This is a genomic window from Mesorhizobium shonense (assembly GCF_040545255.1).
Taxonomy (GTDB): domain Bacteria; phylum Pseudomonadota; class Alphaproteobacteria; order Rhizobiales; family Rhizobiaceae; genus Mesorhizobium; species Mesorhizobium shonense.
In genome coordinates, this window is sequence record NZ_JBEPLM010000020.1 from 37,242 (window position 1) to 62,625 (window position 25,384).

A 25,384-nucleotide genomic window follows, 5' to 3' on the forward strand; every position below is an offset into this window, starting at 1 on the left:
CCCTTTTCGGTCCTAGGGCTGCCCGAGAGGCTTCGCCTCCTCCGCCTCGCATTCCGGCAGCCGCACAGGTTTGGCGAGCTCTGCCAGCGCCTCGGGCTTGGCGCAAAGCGGAAAGCCGGCGAGCGGCATTGTCTCGATGAAACGACCGCGCTCCGTCTTGCTCAAGCTGTATTAATTGATCATGCCCTCGACGGTCAGGTCCGGATACCGTTTGAGGGTTTCCCTGACCGAAGCATTCGCCTCATCGAGTCGATCCAGAGCCGCAAAGGAGCTGCTACGCATCATCCACTCCCATTTGCTGTAGTTATCGGTCGTCTTGCGCTCCAGCATCTTCAAGGCCTCCTCATAGCGGCCAGCCATAAAATAGGCAGTGGAGTAGAAACCAGTGGCCCACATCGGGTAATTCGGGTCGAGCCGTATAACTTGGTCGACCAGCTGAGCGCCGCGATCGGGTTCGTCGAAGCCTGACGCAAAGCCGGAATAGAATGTCAGGATTTCGGCCGACCCCGGAGCGAGGCGGAGGGCCGTGTCCAGCTCGACCTTGGCGCGGGCGTTGTCGCCCTTGTCTTTGAGGCTCATGCCAAAAACCGCGTGCGCCTCGGCGTCGCTCGGATCGAGCCGCACCGCGCGTTCGGCTACATCGGCAACCGCCTTGACCTCGCTCTCGGGATTGATACCGAAGCCAGCCAATATGTTATGAGCATGATAAAGTTCCACCCAGGCGCGTGCGAACTCCGGATCCAGCTCGACAGCGAGGTTGAGCAGCCTGATGGCCTCCTGCTCATCCGCTACGGTAATCTTTTCAATCCTTTCGGTTCCGAGCAGATAGTAATCATAGACAGTCAAGTTGTCCGGCCGTTTGCGCTTCGCTGCAGCCCGCCCCGCTCCCTGGATCAGCCCCACGCCGTTGCCGAGACGGTTGGTGACCTGCTCGGCGATCTCGGGTTGAATGGCGAACACGTCTTCAGCAGGCCGGTCCCATCGCTCCGACCACAGATGGTTGCCGGTTTTTGCATCGATCAACTGCGCGGTGATCCGCAGCCGGCCTCCTTGGCGCTGGATCGAGCCTTCCAGCACATAGCCGACGTCGAGCGCACTCGCGACCTGGCGGACATCCAGCGACTTGCCTTTATACGCTTGCGTCGAATTGCGTGCCACGACGTCGAATTCGGGAAACTGCGCGAGATCGGTGATGATGTCCTCGGTGAGGCCATCGGCCAGACGCCCTGTGGCGTCGTCGCCGCCAAAGTTGTTGAAGGGCAGCACTGCGACCGACGGCTTGGCACCCAGAGCAGCTGAATGAAAGAACCACCATGTCCCGCCGCCGCCCAGCAGGGCAAATAGTACGATGGCCGCCGCCGTCCCAACCCAGCTCGGCATCGCCTTACGCAAGGTCCAGCGCGGCCGCTTGCCGTCGAGCCTCAGCCGGTACATCCGAACCGGGCGGTTGATATTCTTTACTTGTTGCTCGCCAGCGAAATCGAGGGACCAATCAAGCTTGCCTTGCAGATGGTCAAAGGCTGTGCCCGACACGATCACGCCGCCAGCATCAGCGAGTTGCTGCAATCGCGCGGCGACATTAACGCCATCGCCATAGACATCGCCGTCAACCAGCGCAACGTCGCCCAGATTGACCCCGATGCGGAACACGATGCGCTCAGGCTCGGGGAGACCTTCATTGCGCGCGGCCGCCGCACTTTGGATTTCCGCTGCGCAGGCGACTGCGTCGACCACGCTGTCGAAGGCGACAAGCGCGCCATCGCCCATCAGCTTGATGAGGCGGCCATGGTGCTGGGAGATGGCCGGGTCGAACAGCTCGGCACGAACGGATTTCAACCGCTCAATGGTGCCGGCCTCATCGGCCTCCATCGCCCTTGAGTAGCCGACCATATCGGCCGCCAGGATCGCCAGCAGCTTCCGGTTCAACGGAGGGACGATCATCATCCGGCCCCGGACCCAACATGGCTAAAATGGTACACCCAGCGCAGCGCCCTGACGAGGGGCCCACCAAAGTCAGGAGGCCATCGATTAGACCCGGTGGTCGGAAAGGTCGCTTCTGGTGCAAAGCGGTCCAAAGCTTCCTAGCGGCATTGCACCTACAGCGGACTGTCCGAATCAATGAATGCGCCCGCGACATAGGCTTGCTCGACAGCAATGACGGGGTGACCCATATTTGGAGTGAGGTCACCTCGATCCTCGTCAGTTTGGTAGGGCCGCCACCGGCAACCTTCTCAAGCAATGCTGACGCGGCGCGTGACTTGGCCATTGCTTTCCCAGTAGGTGTGTTTCTTGGCGATAACCGGATCGTCCATCGCGGGCTGGACCTTGCCTGACGTATCAGTGGCGCGCGAGGTGACCGTGTGCTCGCCCTTTGATGGGTCTTTCCAGTCAAGATACCAGACCTTCCACGCGAATTCAGCTTCTTCCGCATGGTCGATCGTCGCCTCGGTCCACGGGCCATCATCGATCTTCACTTCGACCTTTGCGATTGGCGCACCCCAGGCCGCACCGGTGATGCGGTACCCGGCATCGCCGCGCGTCACCCTGGCAGGCGCGGACTTCAGCAATGCGCGGCCTACCGAGGTCTCGGCCCACACCGTCTCGCCATTGTGCTCTTCCTCACGGATGGTGACGTAGTCTCGTGCCATCAGCAGACTCATGAAGCGCCTGTTGCGTATCTCAATGCGCTTGAGCCACTTGACGTTAGCGATACCGTACCAACCGGGCGCGATGAGCCGCACCGGGAAACCGTTGGGTGCTGGCAGAGCGGCACCATTCATCTCGTAGCAGAGGATGTTGTTGGGGTTCGTCGCATCGGCGAGCGACATGCTGCGGGCGAAATTCTGATGCATCTTGACGTCGCGATTATTGTCCTTGAGAGCGATGTCCCCGACATCAGTGCCCCAGAAAACAACTTCGATGCCGTCTTCTTTCACGCCTGCCTCTTCAAGAATGGCGGCGAGCGGCGTGCCTGCCCAGCGGGCATTGCCAATGCCGCCGGTAAAAAATGGAAAACCATGATTGCCCGAACATTCCACGGTGAAAACCACCTCCTGGCGCGCCCGCGCCTTGAGGTCGGCAAGCGACAGGCTCAGAGGCTTCTTCACCAACCCATCGATTTCCAGCTTCCAGGCATTCGCATCAATGGTTGGCCGATCAAAATGCGCGATGCTGAAGAACTTCTCATTAGGCGTCACCCAGGAATCCAAATCTTCCCAGACAAGCTGGCTCTGGATGACCGCCGGAACGGGATTGGGCTGCGGCTGATCAAGCCACGGGATCACGGTCTCACCCGCTCGGCTTGGAAAGGCTTGGGCAAACCGTGAGTGGAAGATCGCCAGCGCCGCTAGGGCCGCGCTGCCTTGAGCGATGAATTCGCGTCGTGGAAGGTAATACATGATAATTTCTCCTCCAGTGAAAAGCTGTTTTCTCCTCCAGTGATAAAAGTAATGGCGGCCGGAATAGCATAAACGAGAGGCCGGCCGAGGCGGCAGTCTTGAGAGCGCGCGGAATAACGCGAGTTAGAATTGCGCCAGATCTTAAGGCGGAGTCTCCCGCTCTCCGTTGCCGGCTCCGTCAGGTCCCAGCCAGCAATCGTTAAGTATACGCCCGATCTGCGTTCATGGCGAGCGCGACGCGCCGACGCTCCGGAGTAGTCGAGGGAGTTGATTGGGTATACGCCTCTCAATCACCGTGTCGGCCCAGGGAGAGCCAGATGCGTGAACTGATTGGAAGCGTGCTCATCTATTTGGCTGCTCTCACGACCGCCCAAGGCAGTCCGCTTCACGAGGCGGCCAAGAACGGGGACCTTGCCGCCGTCGCAGCGGCCCTCGATGCAGGGGCGGCCATCGAGGAGCAGGACAAGGGAGCCACTCCTCTCTTCCTGGCAGTTCGCAGCCACCATCCCGAGGCGGCGGAACTGCTGATCAAGCGCGGCGCGGGTGTGAGCAGGGAGTCGGCGCTCGGTCTGCCGATCACCGTTGCTGTCCTGAAGCGTTACGCCGACCTCATGCAACTGTTGTTGTCACATGGTGCTGACCCCAATGCCAAAGCGAGAGGCGGCGAGCCCATGTTGCACTTCGCGGTCGCGAACGGCTGTCTCGATTGCGTCAAGGTGCTCGTTGAAGCCGGCGCAGACGTGAACGCCATCTGGATCCAGGGCGACCCCGCCCGTCTACCGGGCATTATTACGCCCTACCACCTTGCCAAGCACGAGGACCATGCCGACATCGCCGCCTACCTGGAGGCTCATGGGGTCGTCATTCTGAAGCCCGAGCCGATTTCCGCGAAGCTGGCAAACAGTGACCCGGCAAAGGGCGCGGCGTTCTTTGCCTCCAACTGCTCCTTCTGTCATGTCGCGCGTGCACAGGATGTACCCACTAGGGGGCCGAACTTGTGGAACGTCGTCGGACGCGACAAGGCGTCGACGAAGTTCGACGGCTACTCCCAAACCCTCTTGGCCTGGGAGGGTTCCTGGACGTACGAGGACCTCAACATTTTTCTCGCCGGTCCTACTCTCACGACGCCGGGCGTGAACATGGACGTTCGAGGCGAACCCGATGAAACTGACCGGCTGAACGTGATCGCCTATCTGCGAACGCTCGCCGACTCGCCGTTTCCACTGCCCTGAGCTGCATTGCGCCCGGCGTTCGCCCCTGGCCGTTATGGGCGAGCCGACGTATTCTCTTCGAATTCCATGTTCCCACCGGTTAGCCCGAGACATAGAGCATCGCAAATTGAGCGTCCGCTATCGATTCCCGGATACCGCAAGCAGACCGCTTTGCGCCGCTTGGCAGTCATTCCTACGGTCCCGTCGATTCACCAAAAGCGGACATCGCCAATGCACTGGACCCATGCAGCTTTTGCGCCAAAACCGGTCGTTTGCGGTTATGGCGAACAAGGTCGCATGCATATGCGCAAGCCGACTTTCAGCCTTTGCGGCACTTTGGGAACTCACTCGACGACCGAAAATTCGAACTGTTCCCAACGGTATACGCTCTTGTATTCGTCCTGACGCCCAGGCGTTCTGAATGAATTGCGAAAAATCGCGCCACAGCTTGTCAGTTCTCTGGGAAAGGCGTTGCACAAGAAATCGCCTTGCACCCACGAGGTTCCTACGCGGCTCCTCTGGCCAACGGTCTCGCTGACGGCGCCGCGGATCGAGGTTGTGCGCTGCATCGGCAGGAACGTGGGCATTACCAATTTTCCGCGCGTTTCGTGCCCGAACATGAGAGATTTTATTTCCGCCCCTGTGAGCCGGTCCTTCGGATTCATGCCTGCCTTTGCCAATGCCGACAGCTCTGGCACACCTGCCTTGGTCAGCCCGGCCAAAAGGCGTTCGATATCGGCCGTATTCTTGAACACCATGGAATCCTGGGTCATCAACTGGCTCGGCTCCCATTCCCATCTCCGCGCAACAACCTTCCTAAGGGTTTCCAAAGCCGCCGCGGCCTGGTCTGTGCGCCCAAGATGCCCATAAGCCGAAATAAGGACCTGCAGGGCATAAAATTTCGCGCGTGGATCGGCCGATATAAGGTCCATCTTCTCGATAGAGCGAACCGCGTCCTCAAACTTCTCCTGGCCGAACTCGGCCAGTCCGGCTTGGTAGCGCCTGTAGTCCATCCACGAGTTTGGGTCGACGCGCGCAGCCGCATCGAGATAGCTCTGCACTTCCGTCGACCTGCCGTTGAAATTCAGAGCATTGGCCAGCGAGAGATAATTCCAAGTATCGCTGGGATCGAGCGCCACCGACTTCAGAAGAACGGTAACTGCGTCGTCCGAGTCGTGCTCGCGGACCATCAACTCGGCGACGAGCTGATAGTAGCCCGGCGAAGGATCCCTGGCCGCCGCTTCCAGGGTTTCATAGATCTTGCCCTGGGCCAAGTCGGTCGTAAGCCCCATTACTACGACCCGAGCGACATCCGCGTCCCAATAGGCCCAGGCGAGCTGGGCGTACGCCGCGCCGAAATCGGGGTCGAGTTGCACGGCTTGCTGGAAATACTTCACAGCCTGCGCAAACTCCTCGGGCGTGTTGATACGGTTGTAGATGTCCATCCCCTTGAGATAGGCCTCATAGGCCTCGGGATTACCGGTGCCTCCGGCCCGGGTAGCCGGCGCGCCGCTCACCAGGCGGAGCTGGAGCGCACCCGCGATGCTGCTGACAACCCTGTCCTGCAGCGCGAATACGTCCGCCCACCGGCCGTCGAAACGCTCCGCCCAGAGATGTCTGGAAGTCGAGCCATCGATCAGCTGCGCATTGATGCGCATGTCGTCGCCGACGCGGCGAATCGAGCCTTTCAGCAGGTAGCGGACGCCCAATGCCGCCGCAATCTCCGCCGGCTTCGGGTCCTTGTCCTTGTAAGCGGAGGCCGCGTTGGGGGAGAAGACGAAAAGACCCGGCACACGCGCCAGTGCGGTCGTCAGATCCTCGGTGAAGCCGTTGGCGAGATATTCTTGTTCCTTGTCGTCGCTGAGATTGTCGAAAGGCAGGACGACGAGCGAGGGCCGGGTGTCGGCTGCCTCGCTGACGGTCGGAACGGCAAGCTGTGCAGGCCTCTCCCACGGCTGCCACCATGCTACTGCAAGGCCGAGAGCCAGGACGAGAACACCCGCCGCGACTGGAAAACGCCAGGCGCGCGGCTGGCGGCGAGCATGAAGGGTCTTGGCCGCTGCCGCTGGATCAAGCAGTACGCGATACGCCCGAACTGGTTCGGTGATGTTCTTAACCCTCTGTTCGCCCATTGACTCAAATGTGAACGCTAGCTTCCTCTCGACCTCCTTGGCCACTTTTCCCGAGACGCAGATGCCGCCCGGTTCCGCTAACTGCTGAAGTCTGGCCGCGATGTTGACCCCATCGCCATACCGGTCGTCGCCGTCAACGATCACCTCGCCGAGGTTGATACCGATCCGCACCTGGATATGTTCCGCCTCGGGAAGCGAGGCGTTGCGCTCGGACAGGCCGCGCTGCAGCGACACTGCACATTCGACGGCATCGACGACACTGCCGAATTCGGCCAGCATCCCATCGCCCATCAGCTTGAAGATATGGCCGTGGTGGCGAGCAATTTCGGGTTCGAACAGCTCTTTGCGTCCGGCACGAAGGCGCTCGAACGTACCGGCCTCGTCGCGCTCCATCAGAGACGAATAGCCCACTACATCTGCGGCTAGAATCGCGGAAAGCTTGCGGTCCATTGTTGGCCTGACCCCAGCGGATCATACTATCGGTTGCTTTGAAAGGAAACCGACCCCACCAGCACTAGGTAGCAAATCCCCTCTTTCCGCGTGTTTCATCGACGGCTCATACGGCGAGGTGTCACCAATGCCGTATTTGCCACATTCGAGACAGTCGAGCTTGCCTGCGACAACGGCTCGATTGGGTCAACTCAGGCCGCCTGAAAGCAGACATTGCCGTCGACCATGCTGGAGGGACACTCGCGATGTAGTGGGAACCTAAGGTAACTTATGCCACACTACAGCAAGTCGAACGCCCTCCGCGAAGACCAAAGGAGCGGGCCAACATTTGCAGATCGCCGGGGCCGCGACTCAGCGTGAGTAAGTGTCCCCTTTCCACGATAAGGCAAAGAGATGACACCCCGAACGAAGTACGCGCGAAGTGGAGATGTGGCCATCGCATATCAGGTCTGGGGGAGTGGTCCAGTTGACCTTATCTGGGCACCGGGAACGGCATCCCACCTCGATCTGGAATGGGAGATGCCACTTCGCGCTCTGTTTTTCGAGAAGCTAGGGGCGTTCTGCCGAGTCATCAAGTTCGACAAGCGTGGAACGGGGCTATCTGATCGCCCAATCCGAATGGCGACACTTGAGGAACGGGCCGACGACATCCGGGCGGTGATGGATGCAGAGAAGGTGGAGCGCGCCAGCCTTTTCGGTGTTTCCGAGGGGGGCTCGATGACAAGTTTGTTCGCTGCCTTGAACCCGGACCGCGTGAGTTCGCTGATCGTCTGGGGCACGCAAGCTCGTTGGTGCACTTCGGATGACCATCCATGGGGCATGTCGTCCGAGGCGTACGATCAGCTCATCAAGCATATGGCTGAGAACGGCCCCTCAGACGAGTACATCCGTGGAGCAGGAGTCGGGCTCGGGCGTACTGTCGATCAAACGGTGGTCGATGCCTTCGCTCGTTATATGAGGGCCGCTGCAAGCCCGTCCGCACATGAAGCCTATGAAGCGATGAATCGGGACATCGATATTCGGAACATCCTTCCCGCGATATCAGTCCCAACGTTGGTTATGAACCGGACTCAGGATCCGGTTGCATCTGTTGAAGCCGCGCGCGACATGGCGCGGCGCATACCTCACGCAGAGATGAAGGAGTATCCCGGGGACACACACACCTTTGTCGCCAAGGACATGGATACAATCTTGGCTGACATTCAGTCGTTTCTGACCGGTGTGACGCCGGAGGTTGCGCCCGACCGAAAACTGGCCGCCATACTGTTCCTCGACGTCGTGTCGTCAACCGACCATCTAGCGAGGGACGGGGATCAGGCATGGAGCAATACGCTGACCTCTTATTACAACATCGTGCGCAAGGAAATCGCACGCTACCGCGGCGAGGAGTTCACGGTTGCCGGTGATGGCTTCTTGGCACTGTTCGACGGACCCGCGCGGGCGGTACGATGCGCCCTCACCATTGCCGCCGCTGTGAAGCAGCTTGAGATCGACGTTCGAGCGGGTGTCCACGTCGGGGAATGCGCGATTGTTGGGACCAACGTAACAGGCCTCGCTATCCACACGGGAGCAAGAATCATGAGTTCAGCGGAGGCGGGAATGGTTTTGACCTCTCAGACCGTGAGGGACTTGGTGGCAGGCGCAGGCCTACGTTTCGCAGATCATGGAGAGCACGTGCTCAAAGGTGTGCCTGACAAACACCGCTTATTCCTCGCGATGTTGGAACAAGCTGGGGCGACTTCGTGGTGATTCCCGGCTGGTTCGTAACGGCAGCGAGCAGGCAGCCCGCTTTCGACCCCATGCTGCCCGTCGGCAACGCGCCCAATCTCGGTCATCAATACGATCCTAGCGCATTGCCAATAGCGGACATGCAACCGCCTGCGAAGGGGCTCCGCTAAAGCTCCGGTCGATCTGCAGCAAGCAGTGGCAAAGGGCGACATGCTCGCGCTGACCTACCTCGGTGAACTCGGATGCGATGTCGGGCAGCGATTGACGGCGAATCGGCGCAGAGGCCGTCAGGCGCAGCTGCACTTCCCGTGGATGCTGGGCGTCTTTATCCCGGTCACGAACGTGCACGGTGCCCGGGACCTAGATTCCCACAGCGATCCCGTCTTTCCTCGGTTCCGACGCACAACTTAGACCGCTTGAACGTGCCGCCCGGTTGCGCGATTGTTGCACGCCCTAGGGGTTAATGTAGGTGAACGATAATGCGTACGAAGAAGGCACAACCTTTTGTGCCGACCGAAATCCACGTCGGCACGATCAGAGACGAAGATGGGCAAATAGGCATCCTTTCGATCCAGACGACGGAAGGTCTATTAGACATCGCCTTAGACCGACAAGCCGCCGAGGCCATCGTGGACGCCATCGGGTCGATCCGACCCAAGCTGGAAACCCCCTAGAACGGCTGGCTGTCTGCAACAGCGCGCTGAGTTCTAACTGTCTTTTGGTAATCCTTGCGACCCGTTAGCCTTCGGTGCGCAGGCCTTTCTCATAATCCAGAGAGCTTCGTCTCTGGTGAGGCCGTATCTGCGGGCGTAATAGTCAGCCTCAGTCATTCGCTCCCTGGCCGGCGGGCTTTTAATTGTCTGCTTTGCCTTCTTTCCCATTAAAGCCGAGCTCAGCTGAGTGCCCGGCCTGTCTGGAGAGTTGAAGGGACAAGAGGTTCCAGTTCCAGGCCGGGTGTTTTCACAAAAGCCCGTCGCCCAAGGGAGGCAAGAGCGGCGGGCTTCTGTTGGCTACCGTGCGGCCGCACCCCAAACGGTGAGAAAAAGTACAGTCGCATGTACCCAACCGCTGCCCATTCCCTTTGTTCCATTAGCCGTCGCTTGACGAAGAAGCCGGCTGCTCCAGAGTCATGCCATGGCAAGGGGCATCAAGGTCGGCGATGAGGTAGCCATCACGGCAACCGTTCGCAGTCGCGTCACAGAGGACCGCGTCAGTGTCTTGATCTCGTCCTAAGGCTTCCCGCACTCGATCGGCGGTCGAACGTCAAAGGTGAAGAGAGGCCAGCCGATCGAACTCGTCGGCGACGTCACTCATAATCGATGGGATTTGGTCACGGTGAATCTCGGCGCGCCCGTGACCGTGAACATGGATACGCTCGGCTGCTGACAGCCTACAAGCCTCCGACGAGGAAGTCACCCCTGGTGGACAAGCCGACCTGAACAAAGAGCCTACCCGGCCGGGATGCGCACACAAGTATTATGAGTTTTCGCGGGTGGCCTTCTGCTGGAGCTTCCGGGCTGCCTCCTTGCGGAAATAGACACGTACAGCTTCATCCGCGGTGCCCCACGCACCGGTGGAATTGGCTTTGTAGAACAGCTCCTTCGCCAAGGCGTCTATAACTTCGGAATCTGTTTCCCGCATAAATCGTACCTGCAACTGCTCCGCTGCCGGCGCATGAAAGGGGAACAGCGCCGCCGTGCTCCCAAACTTGGTCGGATACGAGGTGTTCCTGTGCCGCCGGAACATTTTCTTGGTGATCGGGTTTGTCTCTGCCAGGAGGAACAGCCATGGCAGATGATGAAAGCAAGCGTGGTGGCAGTGACCGAGACCGAGTATCAGCGGAAGAGGACGATGAAGTGCGCCACTTCGCCGACAGGGTTGGCCTGACGGTTCGAATGGTTCGCGAACTCATCAAGAAGCACGGCAACGACAGGAAAACGCTGGAACGTGAGGCCCAGCAGCTTCGAGGATGACCTGCTTTTTTGTGCGCCGGTTGGATGGCGGCTCTTGGAGGGCTTCCTAACGATTGCCTTCCAACCGGCACTCATGGCGCCAACGCAACGCTGCGCCAGCTATAAACTCTAGCGTGATCCTTTGCAGACCGTCATAGATCAAATGTAACCCTCCGGCAAAGACCACGGTGGTCCGATATTGGGCGAAGGTGCGGTCAGTGGCAGCAGAAGTCAGGTTCGAAGACTGACCAGAAATTTCGCTGCCCGATCGCTTCTCTCAGCTAGCCATCCGCGGTCCCTTATCCCACATCTCATGGCCAGTCGCTGTTGTCGGCGTGGTCGTAACTTCTGCTGCCCCAAAACTCGACATCGTACAGCGCAAGCCGAGCCCTGACGCAATTCTTGAAGTCGTGCACGCCATGCCTAAGACCGGATCCACGGACGGGTTTGTATACTGGCTATACATAATTAGAAGAGGAGCATCGCTAGGCTGGTGAACCGGTATTCGTTGCAGACCACGTCGATGGAGAAATAAGTCTAACCTGGGAAAGCAACGAGGGAAACACGGTAAAAGCAAAGTCCGCTCGGGTTTTCAAATCTGAACCCGCAATCATTGATCTACCCGGTGGAACTAGGAAGGTCACGCTCAGGTTGGATATTGCTTATCCGCGCGCGCCCTAACACATCGGCGTCTTTCCCCAGATCAGCGGTACGCGCGATCTCCTCGCTCGCGGTGCCGAAAGCCTCCGCAATCTTCTTGGGCGCGAACAAACCGTCATCGGCATATTGTGCCAGACCCATCGCAGCACCTCCGTGCAACGTAATAATTACGGCGCAAAATAGCGTCAAAAAAAGTGAACGCCTTGTCCCACCACGGTGATTTCTGATTCGAAGCGGCTCGACCGTAGCGCTTTTCCTTGGCCTCAATGCGAGCCGGATGAAAGCTGCTCCAGGGTCACGCATAGATTGGCTATTTCTCGAGAAGCCTTCTGATTGAGCACCCTGGTCAGCCGCTCATCGGCGGTCACGAAGCGCCAGTTCCGGCTCATCGCCAGACAGATATACATGCAATCGTAGGCTGGATGGCCAATATCCGTAGCCAGTTCGGTCGCCTTGGCGAGCAGTCCGCGCATGCCGAACAATTCGATATCGCTACGCTCAAGCAAATTCGCGGCGAGCTTCGCCTCCTCGCGACTGAGCTCGCCGCGCTGAATCTTTTTCCAGAAAATGTTGGCGCACTCGACCGTCAGAAGCTCCGGCGCTGCGAAACGATGACCTTGCCGCAAGCCAAGCGCGAGAGGCGTGCCATCTTCCTCCACCACCCATTTGACGGCGATGCTGGCATCGATGACGAGCGTTTCCGTCACCGCTCGTCACGTCCTTCGCGCAGCAGGACCTCGGCGGGCGTCTGCTTGCGCCGCGCAGTTAGCCGCCGCAACTGGGCCGCCAGCTCATCGAACGAGGGTTCGACCTCCGTTTCCAAAGCCTGTCTCAGAATCTCGCGATGTTCGGCTTCAGCCGAGCGCCCATGTCGGGCGGCCCGCGTCTTGAGCTTGGCGATTAGATCGTCGTCCAGATTACGGACGTGCAGATTCCCGGCCACGGGGCCCTCCATGATCTCATTGAGCACAAAGATAGCAACCGATGTCCTCCCGATCAAGATTTGCGCCGAATTCGGCGCAGCTCGCCAAACTCGCAGTCTGTTCCGGATATGAGGAGAGAAAATGGAGGAGCGGGAAGCGAGAAAAACCTCCTCGTAGAGCTGGCGACCGCTGACGCTGGCCCTCTCAATCCCGACCCGTCATCCTGCGCAGGGCTGAGTCTCACGCATCACCAGCACTTGTGCGAGATCGCCAAGGCGGTCATGCCCGGTGTGACCATCCATCAGCTCGGCTAATTTCCAAGCTTGTCTCGCGGACGAACGACGAATGGTGGCGCACTGGTTCGAAGCCGAAGGCCTCGCTGGCCGGCGGCTTGCCCTCTGATACATGGAAGCTCGGATATGATTGCGCTGGCGGCATCGAGCGGTTCTGCATCGTTGCCTCCAGTACGATCTTTGGGCGCCTCAGCTATAGGGCGACCAGCACTGTCGGCGTGGGCCGCCATAGGGCTGATAGCTGTTGTCCCACGCGCGGTAGGAAAGGTAGTGGTCATAGCACCAGCGCACATGGGCGGCCGCCAGGCGCGCCGCGGGGGGCGGGGGTGGCGCGACCGTGGCGGCCGCCACGCCGGCCGCGAAGGCGGCGGCCGGGAACCAGTACCCATTGTAGTAGCGATAGCCCGGCCGGAAGCGCCCATAGCCTCGGAAGCCGTTGTAATAGTACGCGCCGCCGACGACGTAGAAGCCGCGCCGGTACCAGACGGGCGTCGCCTGGCCGGCGACAAAGGCCGGGGCTGCCGGTGAGGCAAGCGGCACGGCTTCGGCCGGCGAGGCCAGCGCGCAGGTGCCGAGTGTGAGGCCGCAGAGAACGGCGATCGTGCTCTTCATTGGTTTCTCCTTTGATCTGATGTGGCGCCGATCACTGGCGCCGCAGCGCCCGCATTTCGGCGATGGACAATGCGCCGTCGCCGTCGGTGTCGGCCTGCAGCAGCCGGTCGGGAATGGCCGCGGTGAATTCGTCGCGTGAGATCTTGCCGTCGCCGTTGCGGTCCATGCGGCTCGCCTCGGTCTGCAGGCCGGCAAACCGCGCCTGGATGTCGCGTTTCGACTTGACCTGTTCCACCGCCGCCTGGACCTCGCCCGGATCGAGCACGCCATTGTGGTTCACGTCCATGCGGTCGAACATCTGCGCCCGCATGGCCTGAATTTCGCTGAATTCGAGCTCGCGGTCGCCATTGGTATCGATGCGCTGGAACAGCTCCCTGGCGTTTCCATCGGCCGCGAAGGCGCTTGAGTCGCAAAGCAACAGCCCGGCAAGGGCGATTGCAATCTTGTTCATCTGGGTCTCCGCTGAAATCGACGGCCCGCCGCGGACCGTCCTTGCAGCGCCTCCTACGTAGGAGCCCTGCGGCTCCTACGCGCCGCGTGCCAATTTTTTTCACGACAGGGTTGCGGAAGCGGCCGTCGAAAAAACTCGACCGCCGTGCGTAGGGGCAGGGGATGGGATGCGTATTGGCCGACAGTCGCCCCCTGCGACCTCAATCGAAAGGAACCCTCATGAAACGCTTGGTAATTTTCGCGGCCATGCTTCTCGGGCTCGTGCCGCTCTCAGCGGCTCAGGCGCAGGACGCGCCAGGGCGGCGGATCCTGCAACGTCTCGACACCAACAGCGACGGCGCGATCTCGAAGGACGAGATCATGGCAGCCCGCGAGCGCATGTTCAAAAGGCTCGATCGCAACGGCGACGGCGTCATCGACGAAAAGGAGGTCGAGACCGCCCGCCAGGCCATAGAGGACCGTGCCGCGGCGGCGGAGGCGCGCGTCGGCAATCGCTGGCGACGCATGGACGGGAATGGCGACGGCAAGGTCACCGAAGACGAGTTCAAGGCGAGCACGCCGCTCTTCGATCTCGCCGACCGCAATGGCGACGGCAAGCTCTCGGCTGACGAAATCGCCGCCGTGCGCAAGATCGTCGCCGCGCACGCCCACTGACCGACGTCCCAGCCATTAAGGAAGAAGACATGCTCTCCAAAGCCAAATTCTCGCTGCTTTGCCTCGGCGCAATGGCCGTCTGGTCGGCCGCTTCGCCGGCCTCGGCCGAGGAATGGACACGCAACACCGTGCATGGCGGCGAGATCAGCCGCAGCGTGAGCCACGACGGCAACGTCTATACGGGCTCGACCACGCGCACCGGCCCGAACGGCGGCACCTACACGTCCAATTCCACTTGCGTGGCCGGCGTTGTTGACCGCTGCTCCAGAAGCTACTCTGGCGCCGGGCCGAACGGAAAGACCTTCTCGGGTCAGCGCTACTCGGCAGCCGGTCCGTTTGGCGGCCGCTCGGTCGGCAGCTTCACCGGCCCGAACGGCAACACGGTCTACGGCTTTCGCCGCTGGCGGCGCTGACATCTGGTGGTGGACTTGACATCGGACTTTGCCCTTCTGCCGAGCCGGATCGATGCGCATTTCGCGATCGCCGCAGCGGCCTCGTCGACGGGTGGCCATTGCCGTGCCGCATGAAGGTTCGCGCTGCGACGACGAGCTTCTGGCCCGCGTCGCCGCGGGCAGCCAGCCAGCCTTGGCCGCGCTCATGGCCCGCCACGGCCGTGGGCTGCGGACCTTTGCCGCGCGCTATCTCGGCCATGCCGCCGATGCCGAGGACGTGGTGCAGGAGGTGTTCGTGACCGTCTGGAAGCAGGCCGCACGCTTCGACCCCAAAAGGGGGCGCGCCTCGACCTGGCTCTACAGGATCACCGCCAACCGCTGCATCGACCAGCGTCGGCGGCGCGCACTGCGCAATTTCTTTGGCCTGGACGATATCGGCGAGGAACCGGCGTCACCGGAAGCGGACGCGGAGGCGGCGACTGCGGCCCGGCAGGAACTGGCGATCGTGCGAGACGGCCTCTCCCACCTGCCGGCGCGTCAGCGCATGGCGCTGCTGTTGCGGGCCGTCGGCGACCTTGACGTCGGGGCAATAGCCGAGGTGATGGGGACCAGCGTCGGTTCGGCGGAGCAACTGCTGGTGCGCGGGCGCCGCGCACTCAGGGATCATTTGGCAGATGCGGCCGCGGGCCGCGAAAGGAAGCCGTCATGACACGCGACGAATTCGAGAAAAACCGGCGCCGCTTCGGCGATGACATCGACGCCTGGCCCCTGCCGTTCCGGCGGGAGGCGCTCGAGTTCATGGCGCTTGGCGGCGATGCCGATCCTGATGGCGCGCTGGACAGGCTCGTGCGGGAAGCCGCGTTCGTCGACGGCGACGATCAGGCTCTGGCGCGCAAGGTGATGGCGCGCATCGATGCCGCAGCGGCGCGTCCGCCTCTGCTGCCGCGCTTCCTGGTCGCCCCGGCCGGTTTCGCGGCTTGCGCGGTCGTCGTCCTCGTCGCAGCGTCAGTCGCCGGCTACCAAGTGGCTCGCCTGCAGGACGAGGCCCAGGATTCCGAGCTTCTGGCGCTCGCCTCGGGCGCAAGGGTTCCCGATGATGGCGGGCCGGCCATCGCGACCGATCCGGGCGAGGAGGGCGCGCTATGACCAGACGCTCGTGGATGTGGGCGGCCGTGCTCGTGGTGCTGGCGCTTTCGCTCGCCCTTAACTTCTTCTTCATCGGCTACGCGGCGCATGGCCTGCGCCAGGCCGTCGCGGCGCGCGGGCTGATAGCGGAGATCGCCGGCGCCTATTCGCCTCAGGTGCGCAGGGAATTCCGCACGGTCATGCGCGTCAATCGCGCCCGCACCTTCGAAGCCCTGCGGGAACTGCGCGCCGCGCGCGCCGATCTCGCGGCGGCCGAAAAGGCCGAGCCCTTCGACGAAGCTGCGGTGACCAAAGCGATGGCCGCGGTGCGCGTCGCAACCACCAATTTGCAGGCGACCGTGCAAGGCTATCTGCTGATCGCGATGAAAAATGTTCATGCGAAGCCGGCGGGGGGAGGGTGATCAGGCCTTGCCCCACTGGCGACGATTGCCGGCCTTGCCGGCGGCATGGCTCGTCTGAGCCTGCCTGCCAACCGCTCGGCTCGCCGGTGCTGCGCACCGCTCCGATCGGCTTCACCTGGGTCTGGCTGCGACTGGTGCGATCCAGTTCTGGGGGCGCCTGGCCCGCTCGACATTATGAGCCTGCCGAAGAGCATCAAGATCGGGTATGCCGTCTTTTCCCATCATATCAACATACCGGCACTACTTCGCGCCCGCGCCGGACAATTGTTCGAATGGATCACGAAAGGGGACCTGGAGGTCCGGATCGGCGGTATCTATCCGCTTACCAAGACAGCACAAGCGCATGTAGATATGGAAAGCCGGCCACGACAGGCAAGCTTCTGCTCATCCCGTAACTGTCGGTGTTCCGGGGGTTTAATTGTCATTTATTGCGGTAGTTGTGCCCTTATCCGGCAGCCAGTTGAAAGCGACCTCCACGGCCTGGCGCATATCGTCACCGAGTTACCCGTCCGACAAGGATGAGGCGCAGCCCGAGCAGTACAATAAAGCAGCCAGCTATGCGCTGCTGCCACAGTTGCACCTTTGGTCTCTGAGCTATCCATGCCCCGACCGATCCTGCCGCGAGCGCATAAACTGCTAAGATGACCAGCCCTGTAAGCTTCTGCGTAGTTCCAAGCATCAACATCTGCAAATTGACGTGGCCTTGTGCGGGATCCACGAACTGAGGCAGAAACGCTATCATGAACGTCATTGACCACGGATTCAGGAGATTCGCTATCATTCCCTCTCTCGCGGCAGCCAGAGGCAGAATCTTATCGGCCCTAACGTCGTGGGCCATGGACTTCGAATAGAACATTCGAATGCCAAGCCAGATAAGATAAACGGCACCACCCCACTGCAAAGCCTTGAATGCGAGAGGAGAGGCAACGACAAGGGAGGAAACGCCGAATGCGATGAGCGGCAGTTGGACAATTCCGGCGCCGGCCGTCATCCCAAGTACGGTAAAAAGTGCTATCGCCCGGCCCTGTCCGATGCCGCGCGCAGTAACCAGCATATTGTCCGGCCCTGGCGGAATCTGTAGCAAACTCACCGTGCCTACAAAAGCTATCCACAACTGAAGATTTATAACAGCCTCCATCATTTCCAGCTGATCTAGAGTGCTGGCTTCTGTTGGCCATAGCTTGAAATCTTTGGCAATTTCTTTGCCACTGTCATTGCGACTCGCATGTGGATCACTGGCAGCGCCACTGAGGGAAGAGGCCTGTAGAAGTGATCTTCGGCACGCCCGCGAGCATCGACGCTGCGGGGCTGTTCAAGCTGCCGCTGCCGATGCAGGCCGAAGGCGTGCGGCTTCTGTTCGAAATCGGCCGGACCGTCGCCCATGTGAGCGCGCCACTGGGGCTGTCGACTCGGCAAGTGCGCGCCCTGGCTGAAAGTGAGGACGTCTTCTCGCGCGGCGGCGACGGGATCGGCCAGGACTTTCAATGATCGAGTGCGAGGAAAGACGCTGTTTTGAGGCCGCGATATCCGTCACAGCAAATTGACGACTCCCCCCTTTTCCACTCCGTCGATCAAAACCGATCCGCAGTGGCCGATGCCGGCAACGCGCGCCCACGCGACGAACGCTTTCCGAGCGGCATCAGGCCCACAGCGTCCGTCATAAGCGGCGCAGCATGCTTCGCATGCGCACGCATGCAACTTGCCTCGCCTTTCGAATGGCCACTCTTCCAAGAACTCGATGGCATCCATCGCGCACCGGATCACCCTTGTGCCGAAAGGTGCATCGTCGACCATGATCGGTGGTTCGAAAATGTCTCCCATGCGCTCCTCCGCTCCACTCCGGCCGCACTGCTCATAAGCAAGCATCCCCAACGTCTTGAAGGGCGTTTGCGATCAAAGATATTGGATGTGCGATTTGCGGCTTCAAGCCGGGCTTTTATTGGAGCGGCTCATGAGGCCGGACATGACCTTTTGTCGCAGATGCGCGCTTCGTCTCGGTCGAGGAGACAGCCAAACGGCTTGGATTAAAATTCACCGGCCGGCGCCACGAGCACCCGCAGCCCATGCCCGCATTGTGGCGGCACCGACACGTCTGCTTCAACACCGCCAAGAACAAATGGAATTGTCGGGCCGGCGGCATTGGCGGCAATGACGGGATCGGCATGGCGGCGCATTGCGAAGGGCTGGACATGCACCAGCGCGAAGGATTGCTTGATGCCTGCTCTATCGTGCTCGACCGCCCCGTACCTGGCGTGTCGGAAAACGGGAGCCCCGACGCGGCACGTACTCCTGGCGGGTTAAGGTGCGCGTCATTGGAGCATTCATTTCCATCGCCTATAGCCGATCCCGTCGTATATCGAGTCGCGTCATCCTGATTCCTGGGAACCATGAGCCGTTGCAGTACCTCAGCATAGATGCAGGGATGATGGCCGCGTCTTGCCAAATGCGTTACTTTCCGCGGTCAGAGTGATGTCGTCATCGTGGTTCGATGCGTTGCAGTACCGGCTCAGTGATCCGCCGGAGCCGATGGAGGCTTACGGAACGGTGGAAAGGCTGCTTGCCGACTTCCCTCTCCGGTATAATAGAATGTCGGAACTTACCTGTAATTGCCGACAGTTTGATACATGCCCGAATCCCTTGAAACCTCTCAGCGCGATCTTGCCGTCAGTCTGATTGAGCGCCACGGGATCATGCGTTTGTCGGATCTGAAACGCCGCGGGATCAATCCGGCTACACTTGCGCGTCTGGTAGACGAGGGCATCCCCCATCGCCCTCACGTGGGCTCTACGAACGCGCGATGCCGACGTCGACATTTCTCATTCGCTGGCCGAGATCGCGACCCGAGTTCCGAAAGGCGTGATCTGCCTTGTATCGGCGCTCCAGTTTCATGAGATCACGCTGCAGCTTCCGCGCAACGTCTGGATCGCAATCGGCTCCAAGGACCGCAAGCCGACGATCGACTATCCGCCGATCCGGGTTGCTCGCTTCGGCGAAAAGGCGCTCACCATCGGCGTCAAGACTTACACCATCGATTCGGTGCCTGTCCGGATCTTTGATCCGGCCAAGTCGATCGTGGACTGCTTCCGCTTCCGCAATGCCGTCGGCCTCGACGTTGCAATGGAAGCGCTTCGCATGGGCTGGCGGTCCAGAAAGGCCAAGCCCGACGACATTGCCCGATATCTCCGTGCGCCGGAACGTGTCCTCCGTGGCGGCGACGTCTTCCTCAACTTGCGCCAGCTCGCCGCACACGCGCTCCATCTCCTGGCTGGCTTTGCTGTTGAAGTCGGTCTCCGATGACAGGACTGAAATCTCGGTCTCCTCGATCTGCTGGCCCGAGCGTGCGATCATCGCCTCGTTGGAGGCCACCTTTGCACGAAGCTGGGCCCGCCCCCTTTCAAGGGCCAGAAGCTCGGGCTTGCGCAGGAGGCCGTTTTCCACGAGACGCTCCTTGCCGGCCACCTCCTCCTCCATGATCCGGATCTGCTCGGACAGGCCTTCGTTCTCGCGCTCCGTCGCGGCGATTTCCTGCTTCAGCTCGGCTTCCCGGCGCTGAAGGATCGACTTCTGCTCCTCCACCGAACGCCGCTGGAGGTCGAACATCCTTGCAGCGGCTTGTCGATCCAGTCTTCGTCCGAAAGCATGCGGGGCGAGGGCGCGCGTCAAGTCCGACGTGCTTGCCGTGGAAGCTCGAGACTGCGCTGTGGCTCGAACAGCTCGACCGGATTGACGGCGAGTTGTCGAAGGAGCGCCCTCATGGGGAGTGAACGCGACAGAGACCCTCGTCACCAGTACGGACAAGATGCAAATTCGGCTGCAGGAGACGATGGACCACCTGCGCCAGGATATCGCCAAGGTGGGTGAGCCGCAGTTGAGGGCTATGTTCGAAACAACCACCGTTGGGTACCTCCTTTCGATCTGAGACTTGGCGGTTTCCTATTCGCGAAGGGCGAAGCCCGCGCAGTTAAGCCAACCAACCAATCTTCTTCCTTGCGCTTTTCGATTTGAGGAACCCGCGGGAGGTAGGGCCGTTCCTCGTTAAGAACCAAGTCCTATTGGGAGGTGTCCATGTCTATACGAATAGCCACCGCATCGGCGTTCATCTTAGCGATCGCTTCGCCGGCTTTTGCCGACTGCGGACATGAATTGAAGGCACTCGAGCCTAACGTCACCACTGCCGAAACGGGCGCAGTCCCTGACAACAAGTCGGGTATTCCGGCGACGAAGCACCAAGCCGAGGTCCTGGCCGGCAAGCAACAGGGCGGCAACAGCGAGGTCACTGGATCAACGGCGGGAGCCGTGAAGCCCACAACACCTCATCAGGAGCAGGTGACTGGCAGCCGCAGTGGCCAAAGCGCCGAACATCCCAGCGAGCTGATGGCCGAAGCCCGCAAGATGTCCCAAGCTGGCGACGAGCAAGGATGCATGAAAAAACTGGCAGAGCTCAAGGAGGCTCTTGGCGTTAAGTAACTGCCGGTCGAACAAGATCGGTGGACCAATGCGCACGGTCGCCGGCTACCAGGTGGCTCGCCTTAGGACGAGGCCCAGGATTCGGAGCTCCTGGCGGTGCTCGTGCTTCTCGCTCTGTCGCTCGGCCTCAACTTTTTCTTCATCGGCTATGCCGCGCACGGCCTACGCCAGGCTGCGGCGGCGCGCGGGCTGATCCCTGAGATCGCGGGCGCCTATTCGCCGGAGGTGCGCGAGGGATTCCGCACGGTCATGCGCGATAATCGCGCCCGCACCTTCGAAGCGCTGCGAGAACTGCGCGCCGCACGCTCCGATCTGGCTGCGACCGAGAAGGCTGAGCCCTTCGATGAAGCTGCGGTGACCAAAGCGATCGCTGCAGTGCGCGTCGCAGTGAAGGGCGATCGCTGATCGATGCCAGTCGACAGTCCATGCATTCCTGTCAAAGGGCCAAGAACCTCGAGTGCTCCTTGCAAATATGTTGAACGTAACCTACGTTATGTTCAACACAGGAGGTTGGCATGGGTGCTCAGATCCATACTGCTGCAGACAGCGAAGCAAAGGTCGCGCTGACCCGTAACAAGCTCGTCCTTGAGCAGGCGAGGGCCGTTGGTCTGCTCGGCTCTGCTAAGAACACGCGTTTGTCGGGGCGTGTATCGTCGGACCTGATCGCCGCGGCCAAGAAGCACGCCCACGTCACTTCGGACACCGAGTTATTGGAGCTTGCGCTGTCGCGCCTGGCGCTGGAGGACGATTTCGGGGCTCGTCTCGTCAAGCGCAAAGGCAGCATTCCCTCGGATATCGACCTTGGGATTTGATCTTTCCGAAACTCTGCGAGCACTCAAGCCCCAGAAACGCCAAGGAACACTCGCGCGCCGGGCCGATGACGATCTGCCATGGAGCGACGACGAACCGATTATCGGCGGTCCATTGTTTCTGGACACTACCGTCTATCTGGATGTTCTGCAGGGTCGATCGCCGGCAGGGGTGGATACGCTTTTAACGTATCGGCTGTGCCACCATTCGGCGGTGAGCCTTTCCGAGTTGACACACCTGTTCGGCCGGCTGGATCCGAAGCATATCTCTACGAAGACTGTTCTGGAAACGATCCAAGCCACGATCGCGGACATACCGGAGCACAGACTTCATACCCCCGATACTGCCGTCTGGGAGCAAGCCGGGATCCTCGCTGGTCTGCTCTTCCGAATGAGCAATTTGCCAAAGGGCGAAGGTCACGAACGCAAGTTCGTCAACGACGCTCTGGTTTTCCTACAGGCACGTCAACTAGGTGCAAGCGTGCTCACGGGAAACATCCGGGACTTCGACTTTCTTTCCCAACTCGTTCCGACAGGGCGCATTGTTCTGTACCGCACCCCAGAAGCGTCGCGATCCGTGTGAACGGACGCGAGCGGATGGTTCACGCCAAAGAATGTAGAGATACCATTTAGCCGGATCGTTGGGGCAGCAAGGCGCGTCGACCACTTCAACGCAAACTTCAAAGACTTCGCGTCGGCAAAGCGCGGCAACATTCTCCAGATGAAGCGGATGGAAAGAACCCTATCGCTTTCGGTTCACCGATTCCGCGATGCTGCCCTATGTTCTGATGAAGGGCATAGCCGACAAGCTCGTTGACGAAACGCGATGGCTATTCTGTCTGCTCCCGAGCAGGAAGACCTTTTTTCCAAGGGGCGCTAGCCGCTTTTTTGGCGATCTTGCTTTGCTCTGTTGCCGTTGAGTCGTCGCCAGATCGGCGATCGACTTCGCCACTGGTTAGGATCGCGCGGGCGCTTTGGGTGCTTTTCCGTCATTGCTTTCAAACCGACCCACTACCCAGCGCAGCACGCCAGGGAAGGGTAGATCCCCTGCCGCGATCGACACCGCTCGCACGGAAACTAGTCCTTCTCCTGTTCCTTAGGTTCGCCAGACCATACGAGAGAATACGAAGGAAATGGGTTGGCGAATCATCCGCTAAGTATTGATTTTCCGTGGAAACACCGACCCTCAGCGACTAATATAATCGTTATTCGCCAGTGGGCTACGAAGCAGTTCTATGCGGGAACGGCGGTCTCTTCCTTGACTGCGAGATGGCGCGCGGGGCCGATGGGGCCATGACCTGATACGCGTTCTCCGAAATGCTGATCGATGCGGTTGCATATCATAGGTCGGTGACCGCGTGGCTGCGCAGGACATCTACGATGCCCATCTGCCGCTGCTGCGCTACGATCGGTTCCGACACGATCCGGTGCGCAGCTATCGAGCTTCAGCCATGTCCATGTACCGAACCGTGAAATCGGTCAGATGCGCCGCCGCCTGCGGAGAGCCGTGGCGTATCGCGATGGTCTGCTTGATCTCGGAAAACGCGCCGTCGACGACGCGCACGCCGGGCGCGCCGACCGCGAACCTCGCGAGTGACTCCCGAATCCCCGCCGCGGCGTCGCATTCGCCGCCGACCATCAGTGCGAAGGCCGAGCTAGGATCGTCGGCGTAGACGAGGGTCGCCCTTTTGATCAAGCGCTCCAGTCTTGACGTGTACGCAGCGCTTCGCGCCGTGGCGATACGGACCCCGGACGCGTCGACGTCGTTCGACGTCCGGCAGGGCAGATCAACGCGCACGGCATAGGTGGCCGCGATGATGGCATAGGGCGGCGAGAAGAAGAGCCGATCGGCCCGAGAGGGGTCCTCGGCGATCAGCGCGATGTCCCATTCATCTCGATCTATCGCGGCCATTATTCCGCCCGCCGTGGGGTACCTCACCAGCGATACCTGCGCGCCGAGTTCCGATCCGAGCCGCCGGGCGATATCCGAGCTCGGTCCCGCGATCTCTCCTGATGAAGGGTCCACCTGCACGAGGGCGGCGTTGGCGGCATTGATGGCCGCCCGGATTGTCCCGTTGGGAGCGAGTTCGGCGACGACTTCACGAGAAGGAATGGCCATGCTCAAGTGCCTTACGATTTGAACCTTTGAGCCAGGCTTTCGGAACCGCGCGCCAGGACGGCGACGTCCACGCCGACGGCGGTGAACAGCGTCCCGAGCTCGATGCACCTTGTGGCGAAGCTCTGGTCTGGAGTGAGTATCCCTGCCGGCACCCCAAGCTTGACGAGTCTTGCTATCGCGTCTTCAACGGCTACGATCACCTCATGATGGCCCGGGTTTCCTGCATGGCCCAGGCTCGCGGCCAAGTCGGCAGGTCCGATGAAAACGCCGTCCACGCCCTCGACGTTCGCGATGGCCTCCAGGTTGTCCAGAGCCTGGCGTGTCTCGACCTGCACCAGCAGGCAGATTTCCGCCTCGGCGCTTTGCGCGTATTCCGGCACGCGCCCGAACCGCGTGGCGCGCGTAAGGGCAGAAACGCCACGGATTCCCGTGGGAGGATAACGGACGGCGGCGACGGCGGCACGCGCCTCGTCAGCGTTCTGAGCATAGGGGATGAGAAGCGACTGAACGCCGATGTCGAGATAGCGCTTGATCAGGACCGGGTCGTTTGACGCTGGCCGCACCACCGCTGAGACGTCGTAGGCCGCTACAGCTTGAAGTTGCGGCAACACGGTCAGCACATCGCTCGGAGAGTGCTCGGTATCGAAAAGAAGCCAATCGAAGCCCGACGGCGCCACTATCTCCGCAGTGTAGCCGCCCGGCAGCGCGCACCATAGCCCGATCTGGCACTCTCGCTCGATCAGGCGCTTCTTGAACTTATTTACGGGCATCTTCATGCGGCACCTACACGAATGAGACGCCGATCGCCCCGATCGGACCAAAGTCCGCCTGGATCACGTCGCCCTTCATGATGTCCACTGGCCGTGTGAACGACCCCGCAAGCACGATCTGGCCTTTGGTCAGGCCCGAGCCCAGCGGATGGAGCTTGTTCGCGAGCCAGGCGATGCCGGCGGCGGGATGTCCCATGATCGCGGCCGAAACGCCCGATTCTTCGATTATGCCATTCTTCGAAAGCGTGGCTCCGATCCACCGGATGTCCACGTCCATCGGGCGCACGACCCTGCCTCCGACCACGATAGCGCCGAATGCCGCGTTGTCGGCGATGGTGTCGGTGATGGCGCGCGGAACTTCGGTCCGGTAGTCGATGATCTCCATTGCGGGGACAATGAACTCCGTCGCCCGCATCACGTCATATATGCGCGTGTTTGGGCCCTTGAGGTCCTCGCCCATGATGAAAGCGAGCTCGACTTCGAGGCGCGGTTTTATGAACAGGTCGGCCTTTATCTGCGCACCGTCGTTGAACAGCGCGTCGTCCAGGATGCGGCCGTAATCGGGCTCGGTCATCTTGGACGCCATCTGCATGGCGCGGGACGTGAGGCCGATCTTGTGCCCTGCAATCCTTGCCCCTTGGGCTGTTCGCGCCTGCGCCCATAGTTCCTGGATGCGGTAGGCGTCTTCCAGTTCCAAATCGGGATACGTCTTGCTCGGCTGGGGTATCGGTTTGCGCTCACGCTCGGCCTGCAAAAGCGCGGCTGCGGCGGCCTGCCGATCTCGTTCGGATATCATGCTGTCGTGGTTCCTGTTCGG

Annotated in this window: 28 protein-coding genes and 3 pseudogenes; 16 read left to right on the forward strand and 15 right to left on the reverse strand. The window is 60.8% G+C overall.

Annotated elements, in window-relative coordinates; all coding sequences use genetic code 11:
• Positions 1-12: 12 nt before the first annotated feature.
• Positions 13-1,941, reverse strand: a pseudogene (locus ABID26_RS32160) (adenylate/guanylate cyclase domain-containing protein).
• A 290-nt stretch (positions 1,942-2,231) separates the two neighbouring features.
• Positions 2,232-3,398 carry a sulfite oxidase gene (locus tag ABID26_RS32165; RefSeq protein ID WP_292372711.1) on the reverse strand — a complete coding sequence of 389 codons (1,167 nt, stop codon included), beginning with the start codon at positions 3,396-3,398 and terminating at the stop codon, positions 2,232-2,234.
• 317 nt (positions 3,399-3,715) lie between these two features.
• Here ABID26_RS32165 and ABID26_RS32170 point away from each other — a divergent pair, with 317 nt between their 5' ends.
• The gene (locus ABID26_RS32170) at positions 3,716-4,630 is read left to right on the forward strand and encodes an ankyrin repeat domain-containing protein (protein WP_292372714.1); all 915 of its coding nucleotides are present in this window, start codon (positions 3,716-3,718) and stop codon (positions 4,628-4,630) included.
• Positions 4,631-4,953: 323 nt separating this feature from the next.
• Here ABID26_RS32170 and ABID26_RS32175 read toward each other — a convergent pair whose 3' ends face one another.
• Positions 4,954-7,191 carry an adenylate/guanylate cyclase domain-containing protein gene (locus ABID26_RS32175; RefSeq protein WP_292372724.1) on the reverse strand — a complete coding sequence of 746 codons (2,238 nt, stop codon included), beginning with the start codon at positions 7,189-7,191 and terminating at the stop codon, positions 4,954-4,956.
• A 393-nt stretch (positions 7,192-7,584) separates the two neighbouring features.
• Between ABID26_RS32175 and ABID26_RS32180 the strand changes: the two genes are divergently transcribed.
• Together ABID26_RS32180 and ABID26_RS32185 are read left to right on the forward strand one after the other, a co-directional pair.
• Entirely contained in the window at positions 7,585-8,940 is a 1,356-nt protein-coding gene (locus ABID26_RS32180; RefSeq protein WP_354417624.1) for an adenylate/guanylate cyclase domain-containing protein, read from the forward strand.
• A gap of 458 nt (positions 8,941-9,398) precedes the next feature.
• Positions 9,399-9,593, forward strand: a complete 195-nt coding sequence (locus tag ABID26_RS32185) for a hypothetical protein (protein ID WP_292372728.1) — start codon at positions 9,399-9,401, stop codon at positions 9,591-9,593.
• 802 nt (positions 9,594-10,395) lie between these two features.
• Here the strand turns inward: ABID26_RS32185 and ABID26_RS32190 are convergent.
• Positions 10,396-10,665 (reverse strand): hypothetical protein, encoded by a 270-nt coding sequence (locus tag ABID26_RS32190; protein ID WP_292372730.1) that lies wholly within the window; start codon positions 10,663-10,665, stop codon positions 10,396-10,398.
• 41 nt (positions 10,666-10,706) lie between these two features.
• On the opposite strand from ABID26_RS32190, the gene ABID26_RS32195 reads away from it, so the two are divergent.
• On the forward strand, positions 10,707-10,892 hold the full coding sequence (locus ABID26_RS32195) for a DUF3606 domain-containing protein (protein WP_292372732.1): 186 nt from the start codon (positions 10,707-10,709) through the stop codon (positions 10,890-10,892).
• 597 nt (positions 10,893-11,489) lie between these two features.
• Here ABID26_RS32195 and ABID26_RS32200 read toward each other — a convergent pair.
• From ABID26_RS32200 to ABID26_RS32220, 5 genes are all read right to left on the reverse strand, one after another.
• Positions 11,490-11,672: a hypothetical protein gene (locus ABID26_RS32200; RefSeq protein WP_292372734.1), complete on the reverse strand. Its 183-nt coding sequence runs from the start codon at positions 11,670-11,672 to the stop codon at positions 11,490-11,492.
• A gap of 122 nt (positions 11,673-11,794) precedes the next feature.
• On the reverse strand, positions 11,795-12,238 hold the full coding sequence (locus ABID26_RS32205) for a type II toxin-antitoxin system VapC family toxin (protein WP_292372736.1): 444 nt from the start codon (positions 12,236-12,238) through the stop codon (positions 11,795-11,797).
• Positions 12,235-12,474: a FitA-like ribbon-helix-helix domain-containing protein gene (locus tag ABID26_RS32210; protein ID WP_292372738.1), complete on the reverse strand. Its 240-nt coding sequence runs from the start codon at positions 12,472-12,474 to the stop codon at positions 12,235-12,237. The genes ABID26_RS32205 and ABID26_RS32210 overlap by 4 nt, the downstream gene beginning before the upstream one ends.
• Before the next feature lie 462 nt (positions 12,475-12,936).
• Entirely contained in the window at positions 12,937-13,359 is a 423-nt protein-coding gene (locus tag ABID26_RS32215) for a BA14K family protein (protein ID WP_354417628.1), read from the reverse strand.
• 31 nt (positions 13,360-13,390) lie between these two features.
• On the reverse strand, positions 13,391-13,810 hold the full coding sequence (locus tag ABID26_RS32220; RefSeq protein ID WP_292372742.1) for an EF-hand domain-containing protein: 420 nt from the start codon (positions 13,808-13,810) through the stop codon (positions 13,391-13,393).
• Positions 13,811-14,028: 218 nt separating this feature from the next.
• Here ABID26_RS32220 and ABID26_RS32225 point away from each other — a divergent pair, with 218 nt between their 5' ends.
• The 6 genes and pseudogenes from ABID26_RS32225 to ABID26_RS32250 all read left to right on the forward strand — a co-directional run.
• A complete protein-coding gene (locus ABID26_RS32225; RefSeq protein WP_354417630.1) occupies positions 14,029-14,463 on the forward strand; it encodes an EF-hand domain-containing protein in 435 nt (144 codons plus the stop codon).
• 29 nt (positions 14,464-14,492) lie between these two features.
• A complete protein-coding gene (locus ABID26_RS32230) occupies positions 14,493-14,876 on the forward strand; it encodes a hypothetical protein (RefSeq protein ID WP_292372746.1) in 384 nt (127 codons plus the stop codon).
• Between the two features lie 52 nt (positions 14,877-14,928).
• Positions 14,929-15,564, forward strand: coding sequence for an RNA polymerase sigma factor (locus ABID26_RS32235; RefSeq protein WP_292372748.1), 636 nt, complete (start codon positions 14,929-14,931; stop codon positions 15,562-15,564).
• Complete coding sequence (locus tag ABID26_RS32240) at positions 15,561-16,001, forward strand: hypothetical protein (RefSeq protein WP_292372750.1); 441 nt, start codon at positions 15,561-15,563, stop codon at positions 15,999-16,001. The genes ABID26_RS32235 and ABID26_RS32240 overlap by 4 nt, the downstream gene beginning before the upstream one ends.
• On the forward strand, positions 15,998-16,402 hold the full coding sequence (locus tag ABID26_RS32245; RefSeq protein WP_292372752.1) for a periplasmic heavy metal sensor: 405 nt from the start codon (positions 15,998-16,000) through the stop codon (positions 16,400-16,402). Before ABID26_RS32240 ends, ABID26_RS32245 begins: the two co-directional genes overlap by 4 nt.
• A gap of 117 nt (positions 16,403-16,519) precedes the next feature.
• Positions 16,520-16,797, forward strand: a pseudogene (locus ABID26_RS32250) (zinc-binding dehydrogenase); the annotation flags it as partial.
• 98 nt (positions 16,798-16,895) lie between these two features.
• Here the strand turns inward: ABID26_RS32250 and ABID26_RS32255 are convergent.
• Complete coding sequence (locus tag ABID26_RS32255; protein WP_292372754.1) at positions 16,896-17,543, reverse strand: LysE family translocator; 648 nt, start codon at positions 17,541-17,543, stop codon at positions 16,896-16,898.
• A 128-nt stretch (positions 17,544-17,671) separates the two neighbouring features.
• On the opposite strand from ABID26_RS32255, the gene ABID26_RS32260 reads away from it, so the two are divergent.
• Positions 17,672-17,890 (forward strand): hypothetical protein, encoded by a 219-nt coding sequence (locus ABID26_RS32260; RefSeq protein ID WP_354417634.1) that lies wholly within the window; start codon positions 17,672-17,674, stop codon positions 17,888-17,890.
• A gap of 42 nt (positions 17,891-17,932) precedes the next feature.
• Here the strand turns inward: ABID26_RS32260 and ABID26_RS32265 are convergent, their stop codons facing one another.
• Both ABID26_RS32265 and ABID26_RS32275 read right to left on the reverse strand, forming a co-directional pair.
• The gene (locus ABID26_RS32265) at positions 17,933-18,223 is read right to left on the reverse strand and encodes a DUF982 domain-containing protein (RefSeq protein WP_292372758.1); all 291 of its coding nucleotides are present in this window, start codon (positions 18,221-18,223) and stop codon (positions 17,933-17,935) included.
• A 963-nt stretch (positions 18,224-19,186) separates the two neighbouring features.
• Positions 19,187-20,200, reverse strand: a complete 1,014-nt coding sequence (locus ABID26_RS32275; RefSeq protein ID WP_354417638.1) for a hypothetical protein — start codon at positions 20,198-20,200, stop codon at positions 19,187-19,189.
• Between the two features lie 267 nt (positions 20,201-20,467).
• Between ABID26_RS32275 and ABID26_RS32280 the strand changes: the two genes are divergently transcribed.
• From ABID26_RS32280 to ABID26_RS32300, 5 genes and pseudogenes are all read left to right on the forward strand, one after another.
• Positions 20,468-20,869, forward strand: a complete 402-nt coding sequence (locus ABID26_RS32280) for a hypothetical protein (RefSeq protein WP_292299186.1) — start codon at positions 20,468-20,470, stop codon at positions 20,867-20,869.
• 96 nt (positions 20,870-20,965) lie between these two features.
• Positions 20,966-21,274, forward strand: a complete 309-nt coding sequence (locus tag ABID26_RS32285; protein WP_292372766.1) for a periplasmic heavy metal sensor — start codon at positions 20,966-20,968, stop codon at positions 21,272-21,274.
• Positions 21,275-21,384: 110 nt separating this feature from the next.
• Complete coding sequence (locus ABID26_RS32290) at positions 21,385-21,681, forward strand: hypothetical protein (RefSeq protein ID WP_292372769.1); 297 nt, start codon at positions 21,385-21,387, stop codon at positions 21,679-21,681.
• A complete protein-coding gene (locus ABID26_RS32295; protein WP_292372771.1) occupies positions 21,671-22,261 on the forward strand; it encodes a type II toxin-antitoxin system VapC family toxin in 591 nt (196 codons plus the stop codon). Before ABID26_RS32290 ends, ABID26_RS32295 begins: the two co-directional genes overlap by 11 nt.
• A gap of 644 nt (positions 22,262-22,905) precedes the next feature.
• Positions 22,906-23,090 (forward strand): annotated as a pseudogene (locus ABID26_RS32300) (dihydrodipicolinate synthase family protein); the annotation flags it as partial.
• Positions 23,091-23,113: 23 nt separating this feature from the next.
• Here the strand turns inward: ABID26_RS32300 and ABID26_RS32305 are convergent.
• Genes ABID26_RS32305 through hpaH form a run of 3 tightly spaced genes read right to left on the reverse strand, consistent with a single transcriptional unit; the run spans position 23,114 to position 25,363 of the window.
• A complete protein-coding gene (locus ABID26_RS32305; RefSeq protein ID WP_292372773.1) occupies positions 23,114-23,797 on the reverse strand; it encodes a transporter substrate-binding domain-containing protein in 684 nt (227 codons plus the stop codon).
• An 11-nt stretch (positions 23,798-23,808) separates the two neighbouring features.
• Positions 23,809-24,573, reverse strand: a complete 765-nt coding sequence (hpaI, locus tag ABID26_RS32310; RefSeq protein ID WP_292372775.1) for a 4-hydroxy-2-oxoheptanedioate aldolase — start codon at positions 24,571-24,573, stop codon at positions 23,809-23,811.
• 7 nt (positions 24,574-24,580) lie between these two features.
• Positions 24,581-25,363: a 2-oxo-hept-4-ene-1,7-dioate hydratase gene (hpaH, locus tag ABID26_RS32315; protein ID WP_292372777.1), complete on the reverse strand. Its 783-nt coding sequence runs from the start codon at positions 25,361-25,363 to the stop codon at positions 24,581-24,583.
• Between the last annotated feature and the right edge of the window lie 21 nt (positions 25,364-25,384).